General features: G+C 71.7%; 18 protein-coding genes. 1 reads left to right on the forward strand and 17 read right to left on the reverse strand.

Annotated elements, in window-relative coordinates:
* Nucleotides 1–166 precede the first annotated feature (166 nt).
* The 14 genes from VT50_RS14200 to pyrR form a co-directional block, all read right to left on the reverse strand.
* Nucleotides 167–2,332, reverse strand: a complete 2,166-nt coding sequence (locus VT50_RS14200) for a primosomal protein N' (RefSeq protein WP_079343832.1) — start codon at nucleotides 2,330–2,332, stop codon at nucleotides 167–169.
* A gap of 103 nt (nucleotides 2,333–2,435) precedes the next feature.
* The gene (gene metK / locus VT50_RS14205; RefSeq protein ID WP_046087736.1) at nucleotides 2,436–3,644 is read right to left on the reverse strand and encodes a methionine adenosyltransferase; all 1,209 of its coding nucleotides are present in this window, start codon (nucleotides 3,642–3,644) and stop codon (nucleotides 2,436–2,438) included.
* A gap of 333 nt (nucleotides 3,645–3,977) precedes the next feature.
* The gene (gene coaBC / locus VT50_RS14210) at nucleotides 3,978–5,186 is read right to left on the reverse strand and encodes a bifunctional phosphopantothenoylcysteine decarboxylase/phosphopantothenate--cysteine ligase CoaBC (protein WP_046087735.1); all 1,209 of its coding nucleotides are present in this window, start codon (nucleotides 5,184–5,186) and stop codon (nucleotides 3,978–3,980) included.
* 184 nt (nucleotides 5,187–5,370) lie between these two features.
* Nucleotides 5,371–5,631, reverse strand: a complete 261-nt coding sequence (gene rpoZ, locus VT50_RS14215; RefSeq protein WP_020867048.1) for a DNA-directed RNA polymerase subunit omega — start codon at nucleotides 5,629–5,631, stop codon at nucleotides 5,371–5,373.
* 77 nt (nucleotides 5,632–5,708) lie between these two features.
* Nucleotides 5,709–6,275, reverse strand: coding sequence for a guanylate kinase (gmk, locus tag VT50_RS14220; protein ID WP_063893232.1), 567 nt, complete (start codon nucleotides 6,273–6,275; stop codon nucleotides 5,709–5,711).
* Nucleotides 6,276–6,323: 48 nt separating this feature from the next.
* The gene (locus VT50_RS14225; RefSeq protein WP_009713618.1) at nucleotides 6,324–6,647 is read right to left on the reverse strand and encodes an integration host factor; all 324 of its coding nucleotides are present in this window, start codon (nucleotides 6,645–6,647) and stop codon (nucleotides 6,324–6,326) included.
* A gap of 203 nt (nucleotides 6,648–6,850) precedes the next feature.
* Nucleotides 6,851–7,714 (reverse strand): orotidine-5'-phosphate decarboxylase, encoded by an 864-nt coding sequence (gene pyrF, locus VT50_RS14230; RefSeq protein WP_046087733.1) that lies wholly within the window; start codon nucleotides 7,712–7,714, stop codon nucleotides 6,851–6,853.
* A gap of 96 nt (nucleotides 7,715–7,810) precedes the next feature.
* A complete protein-coding gene (locus VT50_RS14235; protein WP_046087732.1) occupies nucleotides 7,811–8,908 on the reverse strand; it encodes a quinone-dependent dihydroorotate dehydrogenase in 1,098 nt (365 codons plus the stop codon).
* A gap of 127 nt (nucleotides 8,909–9,035) precedes the next feature.
* Complete coding sequence (gene carB, locus VT50_RS14240; protein ID WP_046087731.1) at nucleotides 9,036–12,347, reverse strand: carbamoyl-phosphate synthase large subunit; 3,312 nt, start codon at nucleotides 12,345–12,347, stop codon at nucleotides 9,036–9,038.
* Nucleotides 12,340–13,479: a glutamine-hydrolyzing carbamoyl-phosphate synthase small subunit gene (carA, locus tag VT50_RS14245; protein WP_046087730.1), complete on the reverse strand. Its 1,140-nt coding sequence runs from the start codon at nucleotides 13,477–13,479 to the stop codon at nucleotides 12,340–12,342. Before carA ends, carB begins: the two co-directional genes overlap by 8 nt.
* The gene (locus tag VT50_RS14250) at nucleotides 13,476–14,072 is read right to left on the reverse strand and encodes a PH-like domain-containing protein (protein ID WP_206269409.1); all 597 of its coding nucleotides are present in this window, start codon (nucleotides 14,070–14,072) and stop codon (nucleotides 13,476–13,478) included. Before VT50_RS14250 ends, carA begins: the two co-directional genes overlap by 4 nt.
* Nucleotides 14,069–15,364: a dihydroorotase gene (locus VT50_RS14255; protein WP_046087728.1), complete on the reverse strand. Its 1,296-nt coding sequence runs from the start codon at nucleotides 15,362–15,364 to the stop codon at nucleotides 14,069–14,071. The genes VT50_RS14250 and VT50_RS14255 overlap by 4 nt, the downstream gene beginning before the upstream one ends.
* Before the next feature lie 2 nt (nucleotides 15,365–15,366).
* Entirely contained in the window at nucleotides 15,367–16,344 is a 978-nt protein-coding gene (locus VT50_RS14260) for an aspartate carbamoyltransferase catalytic subunit (RefSeq protein ID WP_046087727.1), read from the reverse strand.
* Between the two features lie 139 nt (nucleotides 16,345–16,483).
* Nucleotides 16,484–17,065: a bifunctional pyr operon transcriptional regulator/uracil phosphoribosyltransferase PyrR gene (gene pyrR / locus VT50_RS14265; RefSeq protein WP_046087726.1), complete on the reverse strand. Its 582-nt coding sequence runs from the start codon at nucleotides 17,063–17,065 to the stop codon at nucleotides 16,484–16,486.
* Between the two features lie 222 nt (nucleotides 17,066–17,287).
* On the opposite strand from pyrR, the gene bldD reads away from it, so the two are divergent.
* Nucleotides 17,288–17,788, forward strand: a complete 501-nt coding sequence (gene bldD / locus VT50_RS14270; protein WP_014056259.1) for a transcriptional regulator BldD — start codon at nucleotides 17,288–17,290, stop codon at nucleotides 17,786–17,788.
* 113 nt (nucleotides 17,789–17,901) lie between these two features.
* On the opposite strand, the gene nusB is transcribed toward bldD, so the two are convergent.
* The 3 genes from nusB to VT50_RS14285 all read right to left on the reverse strand — a co-directional run bounded on the left by nusB (nucleotide 17,902) and on the right by VT50_RS14285 (nucleotide 20,100).
* Nucleotides 17,902–18,354, reverse strand: coding sequence for a transcription antitermination factor NusB (gene nusB, locus VT50_RS14275; protein ID WP_046087725.1), 453 nt, complete (start codon nucleotides 18,352–18,354; stop codon nucleotides 17,902–17,904).
* Nucleotides 18,355–18,356: 2 nt separating this feature from the next.
* On the reverse strand, nucleotides 18,357–18,923 hold the full coding sequence (gene efp / locus VT50_RS14280; protein WP_046087724.1) for an elongation factor P: 567 nt from the start codon (nucleotides 18,921–18,923) through the stop codon (nucleotides 18,357–18,359).
* Between the two features lie 64 nt (nucleotides 18,924–18,987).
* Nucleotides 18,988–20,100, reverse strand: coding sequence for an aminopeptidase P family protein (locus tag VT50_RS14285; protein ID WP_046087723.1), 1,113 nt, complete (start codon nucleotides 20,098–20,100; stop codon nucleotides 18,988–18,990).
* Nucleotides 20,101–20,134: the final 34 nt, after the last annotated feature.

A 20,134-nucleotide genomic window follows, 5' to 3' on the forward strand; every position in this document is an offset into this window, starting at 1 on the left:
GCGAGGACCCCCGCCCCAGCGCCTTCCCGAGCCCCCGGCCGTCCCTCTAGGGGCCCGATCCACCCGAATTACCCGGTTTAGGGACCCGGTCCTCCCCCAACCGCCGCTGCTGGAAAGCGCCACCGGCCGGAGGACCCGAGCCACCGCATGCGCCACGCCTCCGGGCTCACCCAATGTCCAGGGGATCCACCCGCACCGCGGGATCCCTGTCCCCCCGGGCCAGCCGGCGGGCCTTCGCCTCCTTGAGGGCCGCCGCGAGGGCGCTGCCCTGGCCGGGCCGGACCCGTAGCAGGGCGCGCTCCCAGACCTCCCCCGCGGGCGGGTCCCCGGGGCGGCGCGGGCGACCGGGAGGCGGCGGGGGCAGCGGGACCGGCCCCAGGGTCTCGGCACCCTCGGGGAGCCGGGTCGAGGCGATCAGCTCGGCCACCGCCTCCGCGGGGCCGGTCACGGCCGCCATCCGGGAGATCGGCGGAAAGCCCAGATCGGACCGCTCGGCCAGCTCGCGCGCCGCGTAACCGGCCGGGTCCCAGCGCACCAGCGCCTGGACGGGCCGCAGCGTCGGCTCGGCCATGATCACCACCAGGCCGCCCCCGCCGTCGTCCCCCTCCTCCCCGTGGCCGCGGACCAGTGAGGCCGCCTCCAGCCAGTGGCGCAGCGCGTCCTCGCCCGCGCGCAGATCGGGGCGGCCGAGCAGCGCCCAGCCGTCGAGCAGCAGCGCCGCGGCGTAGCCGCCCTCCGCGACCGGTTCGGCGCCCGGTGTGCTCACGATGAGCGCCGGACGGTCGGGTACGGACATCAGCACATGGTCACGACCCGAGGTGCGGACGGGCACGGACGGAAAGGCGCGGCCCAGTTCCTCGGCGGTGCGCCGGGCACCGACGACGGACGCGCGCAGCCGGACGCCCCCGCATTCGCGGCAGTGCCAGGCGGGCTCGTCCCGCCCGCACCATCCACACACCAGATGGTCCGCGTCCCGCGCCTCCAGGGGGCCCGAGCAGTGCGCACAGCGCGCGGGCTCCCGGCAGCGCTCACAGGCGAGCCTCGGCACATAGCCGCGGCGCGGCACCTGCACCAGCACCGGGCCCCGGGTCAGCGCCTCCCGTACGGTCTGCCAGGCGAGCGTGGGCAGCCGGGCGGCGCGGGCCTCCGCGTCCCGGGCGACCTCGCCCTCGTCGACCGTACGGATCAGCGGGGCGGCCGCGCGGACCCGCTCGCGGTCGGCCTCGAGCGGGCGGGCCCAGCCGTTCTCCACCAGCTGGGCGGCCTCGACGGTGCGGCCCAGGTCGCCCAGCAGAAAGCCGGTCTTCTCCTGGACGGCGCGCAGCAGCAGCACATCGCGGGCGTGCGGCTGCGGCAGCCGGTCGTCGCTGTGGCTGCGGTCCCCGTCGTCCCAGATCCCCACCAGCCCGAGGTCCCTGACCGGTGCGAACATCGCCGCCCGGGTGCCCACCACCGCCCGCACCGAGCCCCGGCTGACCGCCAGCCAGCGGCGGTAGCGCTCCTCGGGCCCGAGGTCGGCGGTGAGCAGCACATGCCGCCCCGGGCCGCCGAGCGCCTCCTTGAGCGCCGCGTCCACCCGCTCGGCGGTCCGCCCGTCGGGCACGACGACGAGCGCCCCGCGCCCGGACGCGAGCGTGGCGGCCACGGCGGTGGCCCACTCCCGGGGCCAGTGCGGCCCGGGCAGCGCGGTCCACACGGCACGCGGCCGGTCCCCGCGCGCCAGCGCCTCCAGGAACCCGGGCCCGGCCGGATAGCGCGCCCAGCTCCCGGGCGCGGGCGGCTCCGGCGGGGGCAGCGGCGGCGGCGACGGCTCGCCCTCGGCCCGGACGTTGCGCTTGGGCAGCGCCAGTTGGAGCACATCGGCGAGCGACCCTGCGTACCGGTCGGCGACCGCCCGGCACAGCGCCAGCAGCCCCGGCCCCAGCACCTGCTCCGTGGAGACCACCTGCGCGACGGCGGCCAGCGGGCCCCGGTAGTCGGACTCGGCGACGCGCTCGATGATGTACCCGTCGAGCAGCCCGCCCCCCTCGCGCCGCCCCTCCCGCACCTTCCCCGCCCCGGCCCCGAACCGCACCCGCACCCGCACCCCGGGCCGGGCCTCGGCGTCCATCTCGGCCGGCACCGCGTAGTCCCACAGCTTGTCGAGGTGGACCGGCCCCTTGTCGACCAGCACCCGCGCCACCGGCCGCTCCGCCGCCAGCGCCGCCCCCCGCCAGGTCCGCGGCTTGGCCTTGGGCACCTTGGCCTTGCGCACCGTCTCCCGAATGAACGCGAGCTGCTCCCCCTCCGACGCCTCCGCCGGATCCTTCGGCCGCTCGTTGTCCCCGCTCACAGCTCAAGTCTTAGCAGACCGCACGGACACGGACGCTGGCGAAGGCCCGGACCCCGCAAGGGGCGTCCGGGCCTTCGTCCAGGTCCGTGGATCGAGCCGGAGCCTACAGGCCCGCCGCCGCGCGGAGGGCGTCGACGCGGTCGGTGCGCTCCCAGGTGAAGTCGGCGTGCTCACGGCCGAAGTGGCCGTACGCCGCGGTCTGGGCGTAGATCGGGCGGAGCAGGTCGAGGTCGCGGATGATCGCGGCCGGGCGGAGGTCGAAGACCTCGGAGATGGCCTTCTCGATCTTCTCGGCGTCGACCGCCGCCGTGCCGAAGGTCTCGACGAAGAGGCCGACCGGCTCGGCCTTGCCGATGGCGTACGCGACCTGCACCTCGCAGCGCTGGGCGAGGCCCGCGGCCACCACGTTCTTGGCGACCCAGCGCATGGCGTAGGCGGCGGAGCGGTCGACCTTGGAGGGGTCCTTGCCGGAGAAGGCGCCGCCGCCGTGGCGGGACATGCCGCCGTAGGTGTCGATGATGATCTTGCGGCCGGTGAGCCCCGCGTCGCCCATCGGGCCGCCGATCTCGAAGCGGCCGGTCGGGTTGACCAGCAGGCGGTAGCCCTCGGTGTCGAGCTTGATGCCGTCCTCGACCAGCTCGTTCAGCACGTGCTCGACGACGAATTCCCGGATGTCGGGCGCCAGCAGCGAGTCCAGGTCGATGTCGGAGGCGTGCTGGGAGGAGACGACGACGGTGTCCAGGCGGACCGCCTTGTGGCCGTCGTACTCGATGGTGACCTGGGTCTTGCCGTCCGGGCGCAGATAGGGGATGGTCCCGTTCTTGCGGACGTCGGACAGCCGGCGGGAGAGCCGGTGCGCCAGGTTGATCGGCAGCGGCATCAGCTCGGGCGTCTCGTCGCAGGCGTACCCGAACATCAGGCCCTGGTCGCCCGCGCCCTGCTTGTCCAGCTCGTCCTCGTCGCCCTCGACCCGGAGCTCATAGGCGGAGTCCACACCCTGGGCGATGTCCGGGGACTGTGAGCCGATCGACACCGAGACACCGCAGGAGGCGCCGTCGAAGCCCTTCTTCGACGAGTCGTAGCCGATGTCGAGGATCTTGTTCCGCACGAGCGTCGCGATCGGGGCGTACGCCTTGGTCGTCACCTCACCGGCCACATGGACCAGTCCGGTAGTGATCAAGGTCTCGACCGCGACCCGGGAGTGCGGGTCCTCCCGCAGAAGGGCGTCGAGAATGGTGTCGCTGATCTGGTCAGCGATCTTGTCAGGGTGGCCCTCGGTCACAGATTCCGAGGTGAACAGGCGGCGGGACACATCGCTCCCTGGGGTTGCAGCGGCTGCTGGCTGATCATGGTCGGGACCGCCCGGGGGCTGCGCCCGTCGCGGTTCCTGGGCCAGTTTATCCGGCACATCCGCCGGTCAAGCATCCCCGTCCCACAGAACGGGCAGGCCCGTGACCGGGAACATACCTTGCCTCAAGCCGAAATACAGCCCCACCCCGCCGTGACAGGGATGTGTCATGAGCCCGATCGGCCGCGTCCCGCCCCAGTTGAGCACGGCGAGAGGTCGCCGCGACAAGACGCGACGAGAAGCGACAAGACGCGACGGAGAAACCAGAGCGGTCCCGGCGCGGCTCCGGATCCGCGCTCACCCCAGGCGGCGGACCACCAGGTCCCAGACCGTGTCCGCGAGCGCGCCCTTGGGGCCGTACGGCACGGGCGTCTCGGTGCCGTCGGCGCCGAGCACCACGGCCTCGTTGGTCTCGGCGCCGAAGGTCTTGTGCTCGCCGACCTCGTTCACCACCAGCAGATCGCAGCCCTTGCGGGCCAGCTTCGCGCGGCCGTTGGCGAGCACATCGTCGGTCTCGGCGGCGAAGCCGACCACGATCTGGCCGGAGCGGGCGCGCTCCGCGGAGATCTCGGCGAGGATGTCCGGATTCCGCACCAGGTCAAGCGGTTCGGGCTCCTGGCCCTCACGTTTCTTGATCTTCCCCTCGGCGTACCGCGCGGGGCGGAAATCGGCGACGGCGGCGGCCATCACCACTGCGTCGGCGTCCGCGGCGGCCTTGAGCACGGCCTCCCGCAACTGTGCGGTGGTGCCCGCGCGCACCACATCGGCCCCGGCCGGGTCGGGCAGCTCGCTGTTGGCCGAGACGAGCGTCACCCGGGCGCCCCGGGCGACGGCGGCACGGGCCAGGGCGTACCCCTGGCGGCCGGTGGAGCGGTTGCCGAGGAAGCGCACCGGGTCCAGCGGCTCGCGGGTGCCCCCGGCGCTGACCACGACATGGCGGCCGGCCAGATCGGCGGTGAGCGCCGCGGTGCCGCGGGCCAGCACCCGGCGGCAGACCTCGAAGATCTCCCCGGGGTCCGGCAGTCGCCCCTTGCCGGTGTCCACACCGGTGAGCCGCCCCACGGCGGGTTCGATGACGACGGCGCCGCGGCGGCGCAGCGTCGCCACGTTCTCCTGGGTGGCGGGGTGCTCCCACATCTCGGTGTGCATCGCGGGCGCGAAGACGACCGGACAGCGCGCGGTGAGCAGCGTATTGGTGAGCAGGTCGTCCGCCAGGCCGTGGGCGGCCTTGGCGAGCAGATCGGCGGTGGCGGGGGCGATCACGACCAGATCGGCGGACTGGCCGATGCGGACGTGGGGCACCTCGTGGACGGACTCCCAGACCTCGGTCGTCGCCGGATGTCCGGACAGCGCCGACCAGGTCGCCTCGCCGATGAAGTGCAGCGCCGAGGCGGTCGGCACGACCCGTACGTCATGGCCGGACTCGGTGAGGCGGCGCAGCAGCTCACACGCCTTGTAGGCGGCGATCCCGCCACTGACGCCCAGGACCACCTCGGGCTTGTCCATCGCTCGGCTCCCCACCGGGTACGTCGTATGCCGCGTCGGGCGTTACGTCCAGTCACGGTACGCCGGGTCGGCTCACGTACCCATGACACACCACGGGCCCGGCAGTGCTGCCGGGCCGGTGGTGAAGCGATCCGAAACCCGCTCGATCCGAAGACCTGCTCGATCCGGGAACCCGCCGGGAAACCTACTGGGCCGGGCCCTCGATGGCCTCGGAGGTCAGCAGGCCCGCGTTGATCTCGCGGAGCGCGATCGAGAGGGGCTTCTCGTGGACGTGGGTGTCCACGAGGGGGCCGACGTACTCGAGCAGGCCCTCACCGAGCTGGGAGTAGTACGCGTTGATCTGCCGCGCGCGCTTGGCCGCGTAGATCACCAGGCTGTACTTGGAGTCGGTGGCCTCGAGCAGCTCATCAATCGGAGGGTTGATGATCCCCTCGGGCGCGGTCATGGGAGAGGACACTCTCTAGCCTTCCTTAGTGTCGCCTGATGGCAAGAGTGAATCGAAGATCAAGCATGAATCGAAGATCAAGCCACTCGCATCAAGGCTAGCAGCTCGTTGGCGACCTCCTGGACGGAGGTATTGACCAAGGTCACATCGAACTCTGACTCGGCGGCCAGCTCGGTCCGCGCGGCCTCCAGCCGCCGCTCGATCACCGCGGGCGCCTCGGTGCCCCGGCCGGTGAGCCGGCGCACCAGCTCCTCCCAGCTCGGCGGCGCGAGGAAGACCAGCTGCGCCTCCGGCATGGACTCGCGGATCTGCCGTGCGCCCTGCAGATCGATCTCCAGCAGCACCGGCTCGCCCGCGTCGAGGCGGTCCATGACCGCCTCGCGCGGGGTGCCGTAGCGATTGCCCGCGAATTCGGCCCACTCCAGCAGCTCACCATTGGCTATGAGCTTGTCGAACTCCCCGTCGTCCACGAAGAAGTAGTGGACGCCGTCCCGCTCGCCGGGGCGCGGTCGCCGGGTCGTGGCCGAGACCGAGAGCCAGACCTCGGGGTGTTCCTTGCGCATATGAGCGACGACCGTGCTCTTGCCGACCCCTGAGGGGCCGGAGAGCACGGTCAGACGCGGTCGTGCGGAGTGTGCTGCCATGGAGCGATTATCCAGGTTCCCGGGAGTGCCTGGAAACGCCGGGCCGGATCAGCCGGCGGCGCCGCCGAACTCGCGCTCGAGCGACGCGATCTGGTTGGAGCCCAGACCCCGCACCCGGCGGCTCTCGGAGATGCCGAGCCGCTCCATGATCTGCTTGGCGCGGACCTTGCCGACGCCGGGCAGGGACTCGAGGAGAGCGGACACCTTCATCTTGCCGATGACATCGTTCTCCTGGCCCTGCTTGATGACCTCGTGCAGGGAGGCGCCGGAGTGCTTGAGTCGATTCTTGACCTCGGCGCGCTCCCGGCGAGCCGCGGCGGCCTTTTCTAGCGCGGCTGCGCGCTGTTCAGGGGTAAGGGGCGGAAGAGCCACGCCTACGTCACCTCGGATGTCGAACTGTCGGATATGGACCGGTGAGGAACCTAGTCGCCCCTCACCTGGGGAGCAACGCGCAACGCAGCGCGCGTTCGCTCTCGTCGGAGACTAGCGGCCGATCCCGCTCCAGTCAGCGAGAACAGACGAAAAGTCCTGGTCAGACTCGCTCGACTTGGACATTTACGGACAAAGAGGCCGGGTTATTCGGCCACGGCACCCACTTCGTCAGCCATTCGGGAGGCCGCCGCGACCAGCGACGCGGCGTTCGGACCGTGCCGGAGCACCCCCCGGCTGACGCTCGGAACGACATTTCGCACCGCCGCGCCGAAGACCGCCGGAAGGTCGGCGGGGGTCGCGCCCTGGGCCCCGATGCCGGGGGCGAGCAGCGGCCCGTCGATCGCCAGATCGGCGCCCAGCCGCCGCGCGGTGCCGCCGAGCGTGGCCCCCACGACGGCCCCGTACGAGCCGAGACGCCCCTCGGCGGCCTCAGCCGCGTTCTCGGCCTTGAGCGCGGCCAGCACGGTGGCCGCCACGGTCGTCCCGTCGGGCCGTACCGCGTGCTGCACCTCGGCGCCCTCCGGGTTGGAGGTCAGCGCCAGCGCGAAGACGCCCGCCCCCGCCGCCCGCGCCGCGTCCAGCGCCGGGCGCAGCGAGCCGAAGCCGAGGTAGGGGCTGACGGTGACCGCGTCAGAGAAGAGCGGCCCGGCCGGATCCAGATAGGCGGAGGCGTACGCGGCCATGGTCGAGCCGATGTCGCCGCGCTTGGCGTCCATCAGCACCAGCGCCCCGGCGGCGCGGGCGTCGGCGACGGCCCGCTCCAGCACCGCGATGCCGCGGGAGCCGAACCGCTCGAAGAAGGCCGACTGCGGCTTGAGGACGGCCACCCGCCCGGCGAGGGCGTCCACGACGGTCCGGGTGAACCGCTCCAGACCGGCCACATCGTCCCCCAGGCCCCAGTCGGCGAGCAGGGAGGCGTGCGGGTCGATGCCGACGCACAGCGGGCCGCGGGCGTCCATGGCGGCGCGCAAGCGGGTGCCGAAGGGGGTGGGTGCGGGTGTCGTCATCGGTCTCTCCTCAGGAAATTCAGCCCCTCCGGCGATTGAGGAGCGGGGTCGGGGGCGGAGCCCCGGCGGGGGCGTGGGGGCGGAGCCCCCACCCGGCTAGGCGGCTTCCGCACCGACCGCATCGGCCAGCGTGGCGTACGGGCTCGCGGCCAGCCGGGCGGCGAGACCGCGGTGGATCTCGCGGGCCCAGAACGGCCCGCGGTAGATGAGCGCGCTGTAGCCCTGGACCAGCGTCGCCCCCGCGAGGACGCGCTCCCAGGCGTCGTCAGCGGTCTCGATCCCGCCCACGCCGACCAGGGTCAGCCGGTCCCCCACCCGGGCGTACAGGCGGCGCAGCACCTCCAGGGAGCGCGCCTTCAGGGGGGCGCCGGACAGGCCGCCGGTCTCGGCGGTGAGCCGGGCGGGGGAGGTGAGGCCGAGGCCGTCGCGCGCGATGGTGGTGTTCGTGGCGATGATGCCGTCCAGGCCGAGCTCGACCGCCAGATCGGCGACCGCGTCCACGTCCTCGTCGGCGAGATCCGGCGCGATTTTGACCAGAAGTGGCACCTTGCGATCGGTGACCGTACGGTCCGCGGCCTCGCGGACCGCGGTCAGCAGCGGCCGCAGATGATCCACGGCCTGGAGGTTCCGCAGTCCGGGGGTATTGGGCGAGGAGACGTTGACGACGAGGTAGTCGGCGTGGGCGGCCAGCCGCTCGGTGGACGTCACATAGTCGGCGACGGCCTCCGCCTCCGGGACGACCTTGGACTTGCCGATGTTGACGCCGACCGTCGTGCGGAAGGCCGGGCGCCGGGCCGCGAGCCGGGCCGCGACCGCCGCCGAGCCCTCGTTGTTGAAGCCCATCCGGTTGATCAGGGCGCGGTCGGCGACCAGCCGGAAGAGCCGCCGCTTGGGGTTGCCGGGCTGCGGCTGGGCGGTGACGGTGCCGATCTCGACGTGGTCGAAGCCCAGCATCGCCATGCCGTCGATCCCGGCGGCGTTCTTGTCGAATCCGGCGGCGAGCCCGAAGGGCCCGTGCATCCGCAGGCCCAGCGCCTCGGTGCGCAACGCCGGGTGGCGGGGGGCGAGGACGGCGGCGGCGAAGGTCCGCAGGACGGGGACGCGGGCGGCCAGCCGGATCCAGGAGAAGGCCAGGTGATGGGCCTTCTCGGGGTCCATGCGCCGGAAGATCAGACGGAAGAGGAGGGCGTACATGAGGGGCTTTCTGCCGGAGGGCGAGGACATGGGCTCATGAAGAGCGGTGGGTTCATGAGGAGAACGGTCGGTTCATGAAGGAAGAGAAGGAAGAGGGGGACACCGGCCGGTGTCCCCCTCCCTCGCCTCACTCCTCGCGGGCGGCGGTCAGATGTTCCGCGTGTTCCTGGAGCGATCGGACACCGACCGCGCCCCGGCCCAGCGCCTCGATGCCCTGGACTGCGGCGGCGAGCGCCTGGACGGTGGTCAGGCACGGGACGCCGCGGGCGACGGACGCCGTACGGATGTCGTAGCCGTCGAGCCGGCCGCCGGTGCCGTACGGGGTGTTGACGATCAGGTCGACCTCGCCCTGGTGGATGAGCTGGACGATGGTCTTCTCGCCGTTCGGGCCCTCGCCCTCGCTGTGCTTGCGCACCACGGTCGCGTTGATCCCGTTGCGCTTGAGCACCTCCGCGGTGCCCGAGGTGGCCAGCAGCTCGAAGCCGAGGCCGACCAGCTCCCGGGCCGGGAAGATCATCGAGCGCTTGTCGCGGTTGGCGACGGAGACGAACGCGCGCCCCTTGGTCGGCAGCGCGCCGTACGCCCCGGCCTGCGACTTGGCGTAGGCCGAGCCGAAGACCGAGTCGATGCCCATGACCTCGCCGGTGGAGCGCATCTCCGGGCCGAGGATGGTGTCCACCCCGCGCCCGGAGGCGTCCCGGAACCGGCTCCACGGCATCACGGCCTCCTTGACGGAGATCGGCGCGTCCATCGGCAGTGTGCCGCCGTCGCCGCCGGAGGGCAGCAGCCCCTCGGCGCGCAGCTCGGCGATGGTGGCGCCCAGCGAGATCCGGGCGGCGGCCTTGGCCAGGGGGACGGCGGTGGCCTTGGAGGTGAAGGGGACGGTACGGGAGGCGCGCGGGTTGGCCTCCAGTACGTAGAGGATGTCCCCGGCCATCGCGAACTGGATGTTGATCAGCCCGCGAACGCCCACCCCGCGCGCGATGGCCTCGGTCGAGGCGCGCAGCCGCTTGATGTCGAAGCCGCCGAGGGTGATCGGGGGCAGGGCGCAGGCCGAGTCGCCGGAGTGGATCCCGGCCTCCTCGATGTGCTCCATGACGCCGCCGAGGTAAAGCTCCTCGCCGTCGTAGAGCGCGTCCACGTCGATTTCTATGGCGTCGTCGAGGAAGCGGTCGATCAGCACGGGGTGCTCGGAGATCAGCCCGGCGTGCCGCTCCAGGTACGCGGCGAGCGAGGGCTCGTCGTAGACGATCTCCATGCCGCGGCCGCCGAGTACGTAGGAGGGGCGGACCATGACCGGATAGCCGATCTCGGCGGCGATGCCCTTGGCCTGCTCGAAGGAGAAGGCGGTGCCGTACTTGGGCGCGGGCAGCCCGGCATCGCGCAGCACCCGGCCGAAGGCACCGCGCTCCTCGGCGAGGTTGATCGCCTCGGGCGAGGTGCCGACGATCGGCACACCGTTGTCCTTGAGCGCCTGGGCCAGGCCCAGCGGGGTCTGGCCGCCGAGCTGGACGATCACTCCGGCGACCGGGCCCGCCTGCTGTTCGGCGTGGACGATCTCCAGTACGTCCTCCAGGGTCAGCGGCTCGAAGTAGAGCCGGTCGGAGGTGTCGTAGTCGGTGGAGACGGTCTCCGGGTTGCAGTTGACCATGACGGTCTCGTAGCCGGCGTCATGCAGCGCGAAGGAGGCGTGGACGCAGGAGTAGTCGAACTCGATACCCTGGCCGATGCGGTTGGGGCCCGAGCCGAGGATGATCACCGCGGGGGTCTGGCGCGGGGCGACCTCGGACTCCTCGTCGTAGGAGGAGTAGAAGTACGGGGTCCTGGCGGCGAACTCGGCCGCGCAGGTGTCGACCGTCTTGTAGACCGGCCGGATGCCCAGCGCGTGCCGCACCTCGCGGACCACGTCCTCGCGCAGCGAGCGGATCCCGGCGATCTGGGCGTCGGAGAAGCCGTGCCGCTTGGCCTCGGCGAGCAGTTCGGGGCCGAGCTTGTCGGCGGCGGCGATCTCGTCCGCGATCTCCTTGATCAGGAAGAGCTGGTCCACGAACCACGGGTCGATCTTCGTGGCGTCGAAGACCTCCTCGGGGGTGGCCCCGGCGCGGATGGCCCGCATCACGGTGTTGATCCGCCCGTCGGTGGGGACGACGGCCGCCTGAAGCAGCTCGGACTTCTTCCCGGGGTCCCCGGTGAAGTCGAACTGGCTGCCCTTCTTCTCCAGCGAGCGCAGCGCCTTCTGCAGGGCCTCGGTGAAGTTGCGGCCGATGGCCATGGCCTCGCCGACCGACTTCATGGTGGTGGTGAGCCGGGCGTCGGCGGCCGGGAACTTCTCGAAGGCGAAGCGCGGCACCTTGACCACGACGTAGTCGAGCGTGGGCTCGAAGGACGCCGGGGTCTCCTGGGTGATGTCGTTGGGGATCTCGTCCAGGGTGTGGCCGACGGCCAGCTTCGCGGCGATCTTGGCGATGGGGAAGCCGGTGGCCTTGGAGGCGAGCGCCGAGGAGCGGGAGACGCGCGGGTTCATCTCGATGACGATGACCCGGCCGTCCTCGGGGTTGACCGCGAACTGGATGTTGCAGCCGCCGGTGTCGACGCCGACCTCGCGGATGACGGCGATGCCGATGTCCCGCAGGATCTGGTACTCGCGGTCGGTGAGCGTCATCGCCGGGGCCACGGTGATCGAGTCACCGGTGTGCACGCCCATGGGGTCGAAGTTCTCGATGGAGCAGACGACCACGACATTGTCGTTGCGGTCGCGCATCAGCTCCAGCTCGTACTCCTTCCAGCCGAGGATGGACTCCTCCAGCAGCACCTCGGTGGTCGGCGAGAGGGTCAGGCCCTGGCCCGCGATACGGCGCAGCTCGTCCTCGTCGTGGGCGAAGCCGGAGCCCGCGCCGCCCATGGTGAAGGAGGGGCGGACCACCACGGGGTAGCCGCCGAGCTGCTGGACGCCCGCGAGGACGTCGTCCATGGAGTGGCAGATGACCGAGCGGGCGGACTCTCCGTGGCCGATCTTGGCCCGGACGGCCTCCACGACCTCCTTGAACTGGTCGCGGTCCTCGCCCTTGTGGATCGCCTGGACATTGGCGCCGATCAGCTCGACGCCGTACTCGTCGAGGGTGCCCGCCTCGTGCAGCGAGATGGCGGTGTTGAGCGCGGTCTGGCCGCCGAGGGTGGGCAGCAGCGCGTCGGGCCGCTCCTTGGCGATGATCTTCTCGACGTACTCCGGGGTGATCGGCTCGACATAGGTGGCGTCGGCGATCTCCGGGTCCGTCATGATCGTGGCCGGGTTGGAGTTGACCAGGATGACCCGCAGGCCCTCGGCCTTCAGCACCCGGCACGCCTGGGTGCCGGAGTAGTCGAACTCGGCGGCCTGGCCGATGACGATCGGGCCGGAGCCGATGACCAGAACGGACTGGATGTCGGTGCGCTTAGGCACGCTGGCCCTCCATCAGGGACACGAAGCGGTCGAACAGGTACGCGGCGTCATGCGGACCGGCGGCGGCTTCGGGGTGGTACTGGACGCTGAACGCGGGGCGGTCGAGCAGCCGCAGCCCCTCGACCACGTTGTCGTTGAGGCAGACGTGGGAGACCTCGGCGCGGCCGAAGGGGGTGTCGGACGGCGCGTCGAGCGGGGCGTCCACGGCGAAGCCGTGGTTGTGGGCGGTGACCTCCACCTTGCCGGTGGTGCGGTCCTGCACCGGCTGGTTGATCCCGCGGTGGCCGTACTTCAGCTTGAAGGTGCCGAAGCCGAGCGCACGGCCGAGGATCTGGTTGCCGAAGCAGATGCCGAACAGCGGCGTGGAGCGCTCGAGGACGGCCCGCATCAGGGAGACGGGGTGGTCGGCGGCGGCCGGGTCGCCGGGCCCGTTGGAGAAGAAGACCCCGTCCGGGTTCACCGCGTAGACGTCCTCGGCGGTGGCGGTCGCGGGCAGGACGTGCACCTCGATGCCGCGCTCGGCCATCCGCTGCGGGGTCATGCCCTTGATGCCCAGGTCGATCGCGGCGACGGTGAACCTCCTGGTGCCGACCGCCGGGACGACGTACGCCTCCCCGGTGGCCACCTCGCCGCTGAGGTCGGCGCCCTTCATCTGGGGGGCCGCCCGCACCTTGGCCAGCAGCGCGGCCTCGTCGGCGAGCGCCGCGCCGGAGAAGATGCCCACGCGCATGGCGCCGCGCTCGCGCAGGTGGCGGGTGAGGGCGCGGGTGTCGATCCCGCTGATGCCGACGACGCCCTGGGCGCTGAGCTCCTCGTCGAGCGAGCGGCGGGAGCGCCAGTTGGAGGGCGTACGGGCCGGGTCGCGCACCACATAGCCGGAGACCCAGATCCGCTTGGACTCCGGGTCCTCGTCGTTGACGCCGGTGTTCCCGATGTGCGGGGCGGTCATCACGACGACCTGGCGGTGGTAGGAGGGGTCGGTCAGGGTCTCCTGGTAACCGGTCATCCCGGTGGAGAACACGGCCTCGCCGAAGGTCTCCCCCACGGCCCCGTAGGCCCGGCCGCGGAAGGTGCGGCCGTCCTCCAGGACGAGGACTGCGGGGGCGCCGGAGCCCCGGGTGGAGGTCGTCATCGTGCGCCTTCCTGGTTGTGCTCGGTGTTCTTGACGGCCAGGGCCTCGACCCAGGCCGGGTGCTCGGCCGCGCGGTCGGAGCGGAAGCCGGAGTCGATCAGCCGGTCACCGTGGCTCCAGGTGACCACCAGCAGTCCGCCCTCGGCGAGGACCTTGCCCGCGATGCCCTTGTCGAGCCGGGCGCCGCGCAGCTCGGTGGCGGGGATGAAGAAGTCCCGCGCGCCCGGCCGTACGACGCTGACACCCCGGTCGGTGAGGGTGAGCTCCGCCCTGCTGCGGGTGCCGAGGCCATGGGCGACGATCCGGTCCAGCCACTGCCCGGCGGTGGTGGAGCCGTGGTAGCGGCCGCTCATCGAGAGCTTGGGCTCGCCGGGCTCGGCCGGGGCCTGGGGCAGCTCGGGGAGGTCGCCCTGGAGGGTGCCGCGCCACTTCCAGCCCTCGCGCATCAGCCAGTAGACCAGCGCGATGACCAGCAGCAGTCCGACGACCCAGCCGACCCGGGCGGCCCAGTCCGTCACGTCCTGCGATTTCTGCTCGGCCGCGAGGCCCGCGAATTCCGCGAGGCCCGCCACCGGATGACTCGGAGTCCTCACGCCAGCTTCCCGTCCACAACCGTCGCCCTGCCCCGCAGGAAGGTGTGCGTCACGCGGCCCGGCAGTTCACGGCCCTTGTAGGGGGTGTTGCGGCTGCGGGAGGCGAAGCCCGCGGGGTTCACCACACCACGGTAGGCGGAGTCGAGCAGGGTGAGGTTGGCGGGCTCTCCGGCGGCTAGGGGACGGCCGTGGCCGGTCAGGCGGCCGATGGCCGAGGGGCGTACCGACATCCGGTCGGCGACGCCCGTCCAGTCCAGCAGCCCGGTGTCCACCATGGTGTGCTGGACCACGGACAGCGCCGTCTCCAGGCCCACCATGCCCATGGCCGCCGCGCCCCACTCGCAGTCCTTGTCCTCGTGGGGGTGGGGGGCGTGGTCGGTGGCCACACAGTCGATGGTGCCGTCGGCCAGCGCCTCGCGGAGCGCCATCACATCGGCCTCGGTGCGCAGCGGCGGGTTCACCTTGTAGACGGGGTCGTAGGAGCGTACGAGCTCGTCGGTGAGCAGCAGGTGGTGCGGGGTGACCTCGGCGGTGACCTGCCAGCCCTTGGACTTGGCCCAGCGGACGATCTCGACCGAGCCCGCGGTGGACAGGTGGCAGATGTGCACCCGGGAACCGACGTGGGCGGCGAGCAGTACATCGCGGGCGATGATCGACTCTTCGGCGACGGCCGGCCAGCCGCCCAGGCCCAGCTCGGCGGAGACGACGCCCTCGTTCATCTGGGCGCCCTCGGTGAGGCGGGGCTCCTGGGCGTGCTGGGCGATGACGCCGTCGAACGCCTTCACGTACTCCAGGGCCCGGCGCATGATCACGGCGTCGTCCACGCACTTGCCGTCGTCGGAGAAGACCCGCACCCCGGCCGCGGAGTCGTGCATCGCGCCAAGCTCGGCGAGCTTCTTGCCCTCCAGGCCCACGGTCACCGCCCCGATGGGCTGGACGTCGCAGTAGCCGGACTCCTTGCCCAGCCGCCACACCTGCTCGACGACGCCCGCGGTGTCGGCCACGGGGAAGGTGTTGGCCATGGCGTGGACGGCGGTGAAGCCGCCGGTCGCGGCGGCCCGGGTGCCGGTGAGGACCGTCTCGGAGTCCTCCCGGCCGGGCTCGCGCAGATGGGTGTGGAGGTCGACCAGGCCCGGCAGCAGGATCTGCCCGGTGGCGTCGATCACGGTGGCGCCGTCCGCGCCGAGGCCGGTGCCGACCGCCGCGATGCGCTCGCCCTCGATCAGCACGTCGTGCGGCTCACCGCCGAGCGGCTTCGCCCCGCGCAGCAGCGTCTTGTGGGTGTCGCTCATGGTCACTTGCTCTCCTCGGGGCGGGCGGCGACGGCGGACTCGTTCCCGCCGAGCAGCAGATACAGGACGGCCATGCGGATCGACACACCGTTGGCGACCTGCTCGACGGCGGTGCAGCGGTCGGAGTCCGCGACATCAGCGGTGATCTCCATGCCGCGGTTCATGGGGCCGGGGTGCATCACGATGGCGTGCTCGGGCATCCGCGCCATGCGGTCGCCGTCGAGGCCGTAGCGGCGGGCGTACTCGCGCTCGGTGGGGAAGAACGCGGCGTTCATGCGCTCGCGCTGGACGCGCAGCATCATCACCGCGTCGCTCTTGCCGACCACCGCGTCCAGGTCGTAGGAGACCTCGCAGGGCCAGCTCTCCACGCCGAAGGGGACCAGCGTCGGCGGGGCGACCAGGGTGACCTCGGCGCCGAGGGTGGACAGCAGGTGGACGTTGGACCGGGCCACCCGGCTGTGCAGGACGTCGCCGACGATGGTGATCCGGCGCCCGGCCAGGTCCTGTCCGACGCCGGAGGCCTCCGGGCTCAGATGGCGGCGGACGGTGAAGGCGTCGAGCAGGGCCTGGGTGGGGTGCTCATGGGTGCCGTCGCCCGCGTTCACCACGGCGCCGTTGATCCAGCCGGAGGTGGCCAGCCGGTGCGGGGCGCCGGAGGCGTGGTGGCGGATCACCACGGCGTCGGCGCCCATCGCCTCCAGGGTGAGCGCGGTGTCCTTGAGGGACTCGCCCTTGGAGACCGAGGACCCCTTGGCGGAGAAGTTGATCACGTCGGCGGAGAGCCGCTTGGCGGCGGCCTCGAACGAGATGCGGGTGCGGGTGGAGTCCTCGAAGAAGAGGTTGACGACGGTACGGCCGCGCAGGGTCGGCAGTTTCTTGATCGGCCGGTCGGCGAGCCGGGCCAGCTCCTCGGCGGTGTCGAGGATCAGGACGGCGTCGTCGCGCGAGAGATCGGCGGCCGAGATGAGGTGGCGCTTCATCCGGTTGCTCCGTGGGTGAAGGAGGTGTGCGGGCGTGCGGGCGGGCAGGCGCGGGGGCCGGTGGCCGGGCGGCACCGGTGGTCCGTCGGGCGGGTTCCCCCGGGGTCGCCGGGGCGGCACCCGCCGTCGGTGAGGGGCGCTACTTCCCGTCCGCGGGGGTGGTCTCGCGCAGCCCGAGGAGCACGCTGTCGCGGCCGTCCTCCTCGGTGAGCTGGACCTTGACCGTCTCCCGCAGCGACGTGGGGAGGTTCTTGCCGACGTAGTCGGCGCGGATCGGCAGTTCCCGGTGGCCCCGGTCGACGAGGACCGCGAGCTGGACCGCGCGCGGCCGCCCGATGTCCCCGAGGGCGTCGAGGGCGGCGCGGATGGTGCGGCCGGAGAAGAGCACATCGTCCACGAGGACCACCAGGCGGCCGTCGACGCCGTCGTCGGGGATCTCGGTGCGGGCGAGTGCGCGGGCCGGGCGCAGCCTCAGGTCGTCGCGGTACATCGTGATGTCGAGTGAGCCGACCGGGATCCGGCCTGGCTTGCCGGTGATCTCTTCGAGCCGGGCGGCCAGCCGCCGGGCGAGAAAGACACCACGGGTGGGAATGCCGAGCAGCACCACGTCATCGGCGCCCTTGGCGCGCTCGACGATCTCATGGGCGATGCGGGTGAGAACGCGCGCGATGTCCGGTGCTTCCAGCACGGGGCGCGCGGCGTCCGTGGTACGGGCGTCCATACGAAACGGACCTCCTTCTCCGCCTCACGGGACGGACCTTAAAGGACGGTCGGATTTGCGCCATTCACACTAGCAGGGGTTCGGACCGGCCCCGTCAACACCCCTGGCCGGAGCCCCTACGCTCCATTCGGCTTGACGAATGGAAATTACGCTGCGTAACCTCACAGTGAGTGACCAGCCGCGCGGCACAGCCGCACGTCGATACAGCGTCCGGGGAGCTTTATGTCCAGCGAATACGCCAAACAGCTCGGGGCCAAGCTCCGCGCCATCCGCACCCAGCAGGGCCTCTCCCTCCACGGTGTCGAGGAGAAGTCCCAGGGCCGCTGGAAGGCCGTGGTGGTGGGATCGTACGAGCGCGGCGACCGCGCCGTGACCGTGCAGCGTCTCGCCGAGCTGGCCGACTTCTACGGCGTCCCGGTGCAGGAGCTGCTTCCGGGCACAAGCCCGGCCGGGGCCGCCGAGCCGCCGCCGAAGCTGGTACTGGACCTGGAGCGACTGGCCCATGTGCCGGTCGAGAAGGCGGGCCCGCTCCAGCGGTACGCCGCCACGATCCAGAGCCAGCGTGGTGACTACAACGGCAAGGTGCTCTCGATCCGTCAGGACGATCTGCGCACCCTCGCCGTCATCTATGACCAGTCGCCGTCCGTGCTGACCGAACAGCTGATCAGCTGGGGCGTGTTGGGCGCCGACGCCCGCCGCGCGGTCCAGCACGAAGACGTCTGAGTCCCTTTTTCCCCGTTCACCAGCAGAACCCAGCAGAAACGTGCCGCCGGGGGCAGTGGAGCCCAGCAGGGTCCTCCACCGCCCCCGGCGGCTTTGTCGGGTGATGAACGCGGCTATGCCTGGTGCTCCCGGGGCTCCTGCTCACGACGCAGACTCGGCTTCAGCTCCTTGATCCGGCCCAGCAGGCCGTTGACGAAGGCGGGCGAGTCATCGGTGGAGAACTCCTTGGCGAGCTGCACCGCCTCGTCAATCACCACCGCGTCCGGGGTCGCGTCCTCCCACACCAGCTCATACGCGCCCAGCCGCAGGATGTTCCGGTCGACGACCGGCATCCGGTCCAGCGTCCAGCCCACCGCGTAGGTGGCGATCAGCTCGTCGATCCGGTCGATGTGCTGGGCGTATCCCTCGACGAGCTGCATCGTGTATTCGCTGACCGGCGGCTGCCTGTCGTCGGTCCGGGCGAGCCGGATCCAGTCCGCCAGCACGGTCTGCACGGTGCTGCCGCGCTGATCTGCCTCGAAGAGGATCTGGAAGGCACGCTTACGGGCCTTGTTGCGGGCAGCCACGGTTAGTTGTTCACCCGACCGAGGTACTCACCGGAGCGGGTGTCGACCTTGATCTTCTCACCGGTGGTGATGAAGAGGGGCACGCCGATCTCGTAGCCGGTCTCCAGCTTGGCGGGCTTGGTACCACCGGTGGAGCGGTCACCCTGGACGCCCGGCTCGGTGTACTCGATCACCAGCTCGACGGCGGCGGGCAGCTCGACGTAGAGCGGGTTGCCCTCGTACATCGCCACGACGGCCTCGAAGCCCTCGAGCAGGTAGCGGGCGTTGTCGCCGACGACCTCGGGGGTGATGTAGATCTGGTCAAAGGTGTCCATGTCCATGAACACAAAGCTCTCGCCGTCCTTGTACGAGAACTGCATGCCGCGCTTGTCGACATTGGCCGTCTCGACCTTCACACCGGCGTTGAAGGTCTTGTCGACCACCTTGCCGGACAGCACGTTCTTGAGCTTGGTGCGCACGAAAGCGGGGCCCTTGCCGGGCTTGACGTGCTGGAACTCGACGATGGACCACAGCTGGCCGCCGTCGAGCTTGAGCACCATGCCGTTCTTGAGGTCGTTCGTGGATGCCACGGTTGCGGGTTCTCCTGGACTGCAGCTGGTGGAGACCAGAGAACCGCCGGCGCGCCCGGTTCCGCTAGAGCGCGAGCAGCTCTTTGGTCGTGATGGTGAGTAGCTCGGGTCCGCCGTCCGCCTCGGGGCGGACGACGAGCGTGTCATCGATCCGGACACCGCCCCGGCCCGGGAGGTGGACCCCCGGCTCGACGGTGACCGGCACACAAGCGTCCAGTTTACCCATGGCGGACGGGGTGAGCCGAGGGTCCTCGTCGATTTCCAGGCCCACACCGTGTCCGGTGCACGGTTCCAGCCCGTCTCCGAAGCCCGCGGCGGCCAGCACCTGACGGGTCACCCGGTCCACGTCCCGGTACGCCCGGCCCGGCGACAGCGCCTCCCGCCCGGCCCGCTGAGCGGCGAAGACGGCATCGTACAGCTCGACCTGCCAGTCCGCGGGCGAGGGCCCGATGACGAACGTACGGCCCACCTGGCAGCGGTAGCCGCGGTAGTCGGCGCCCAGACAGATGGTGAGGAAATCGCCCTCCTCCACCCTCCGGTCGGTGGGCAGATGGCCGGGGCGCCCCGCGTTGGGCCCCGCCGCGACCACGGTGGGGAAGGCCGGGCCGTCCGCGCCGTGGTCCACCAGCCGGCGCTCCAGCTCCAGCGCCAGATGCCGCTCGGTGCGGCCCACCAGGATCGACTCCAGCAGCTCGCCGAGCGCCTGGTCGGCGAGCTCCCCGGCGATCCGCATGCAGGAGATCTCCTCGTCGTCCTTGATGAGCCTCAACTGCTCGACGGCGCGGCCCAGATCGGCGAGGCGGACGCGGGGGGCGGCGGCACCGAGCGCCCGATGGCGGGCGACGGTCAGATCGTGCTCCTCGACGGCCAGCGACTCGGCGCCGTCCACGGCGGCCAGATCGGCGGCGGCCACCGCAGGGTCACCGTCCGCGCCGGGCAGGACCAGCAGCCGCGGCTCGTCGGCGCGCGGCGGGCCCGGGGAGAGCGGCGGCGTGGCGGGCACCTCGGCGGCCACCAGCACGTCCTGGACGGGGCCGAGCAGCAGCACCGCCCCGGACGGCACGGTGCCGCACAGATAGCGCACATTGGCGGGCCGGGACACCAGCGCCGCCGCGCTCCCGGCCGCGGTGCACTGATCGTGCAGTCGGGCACGTCGGGCCGCGTACACCTCGGACATGTCCCCGAGCGTACGCAGCCCCGTCGGGCACGGC

This window comes from Streptomyces antioxidans (assembly GCF_000968685.2).
GTDB classification, from domain to species: Bacteria; Actinomycetota; Actinomycetes; order Streptomycetales; family Streptomycetaceae; genus Streptomyces; species Streptomyces antioxidans.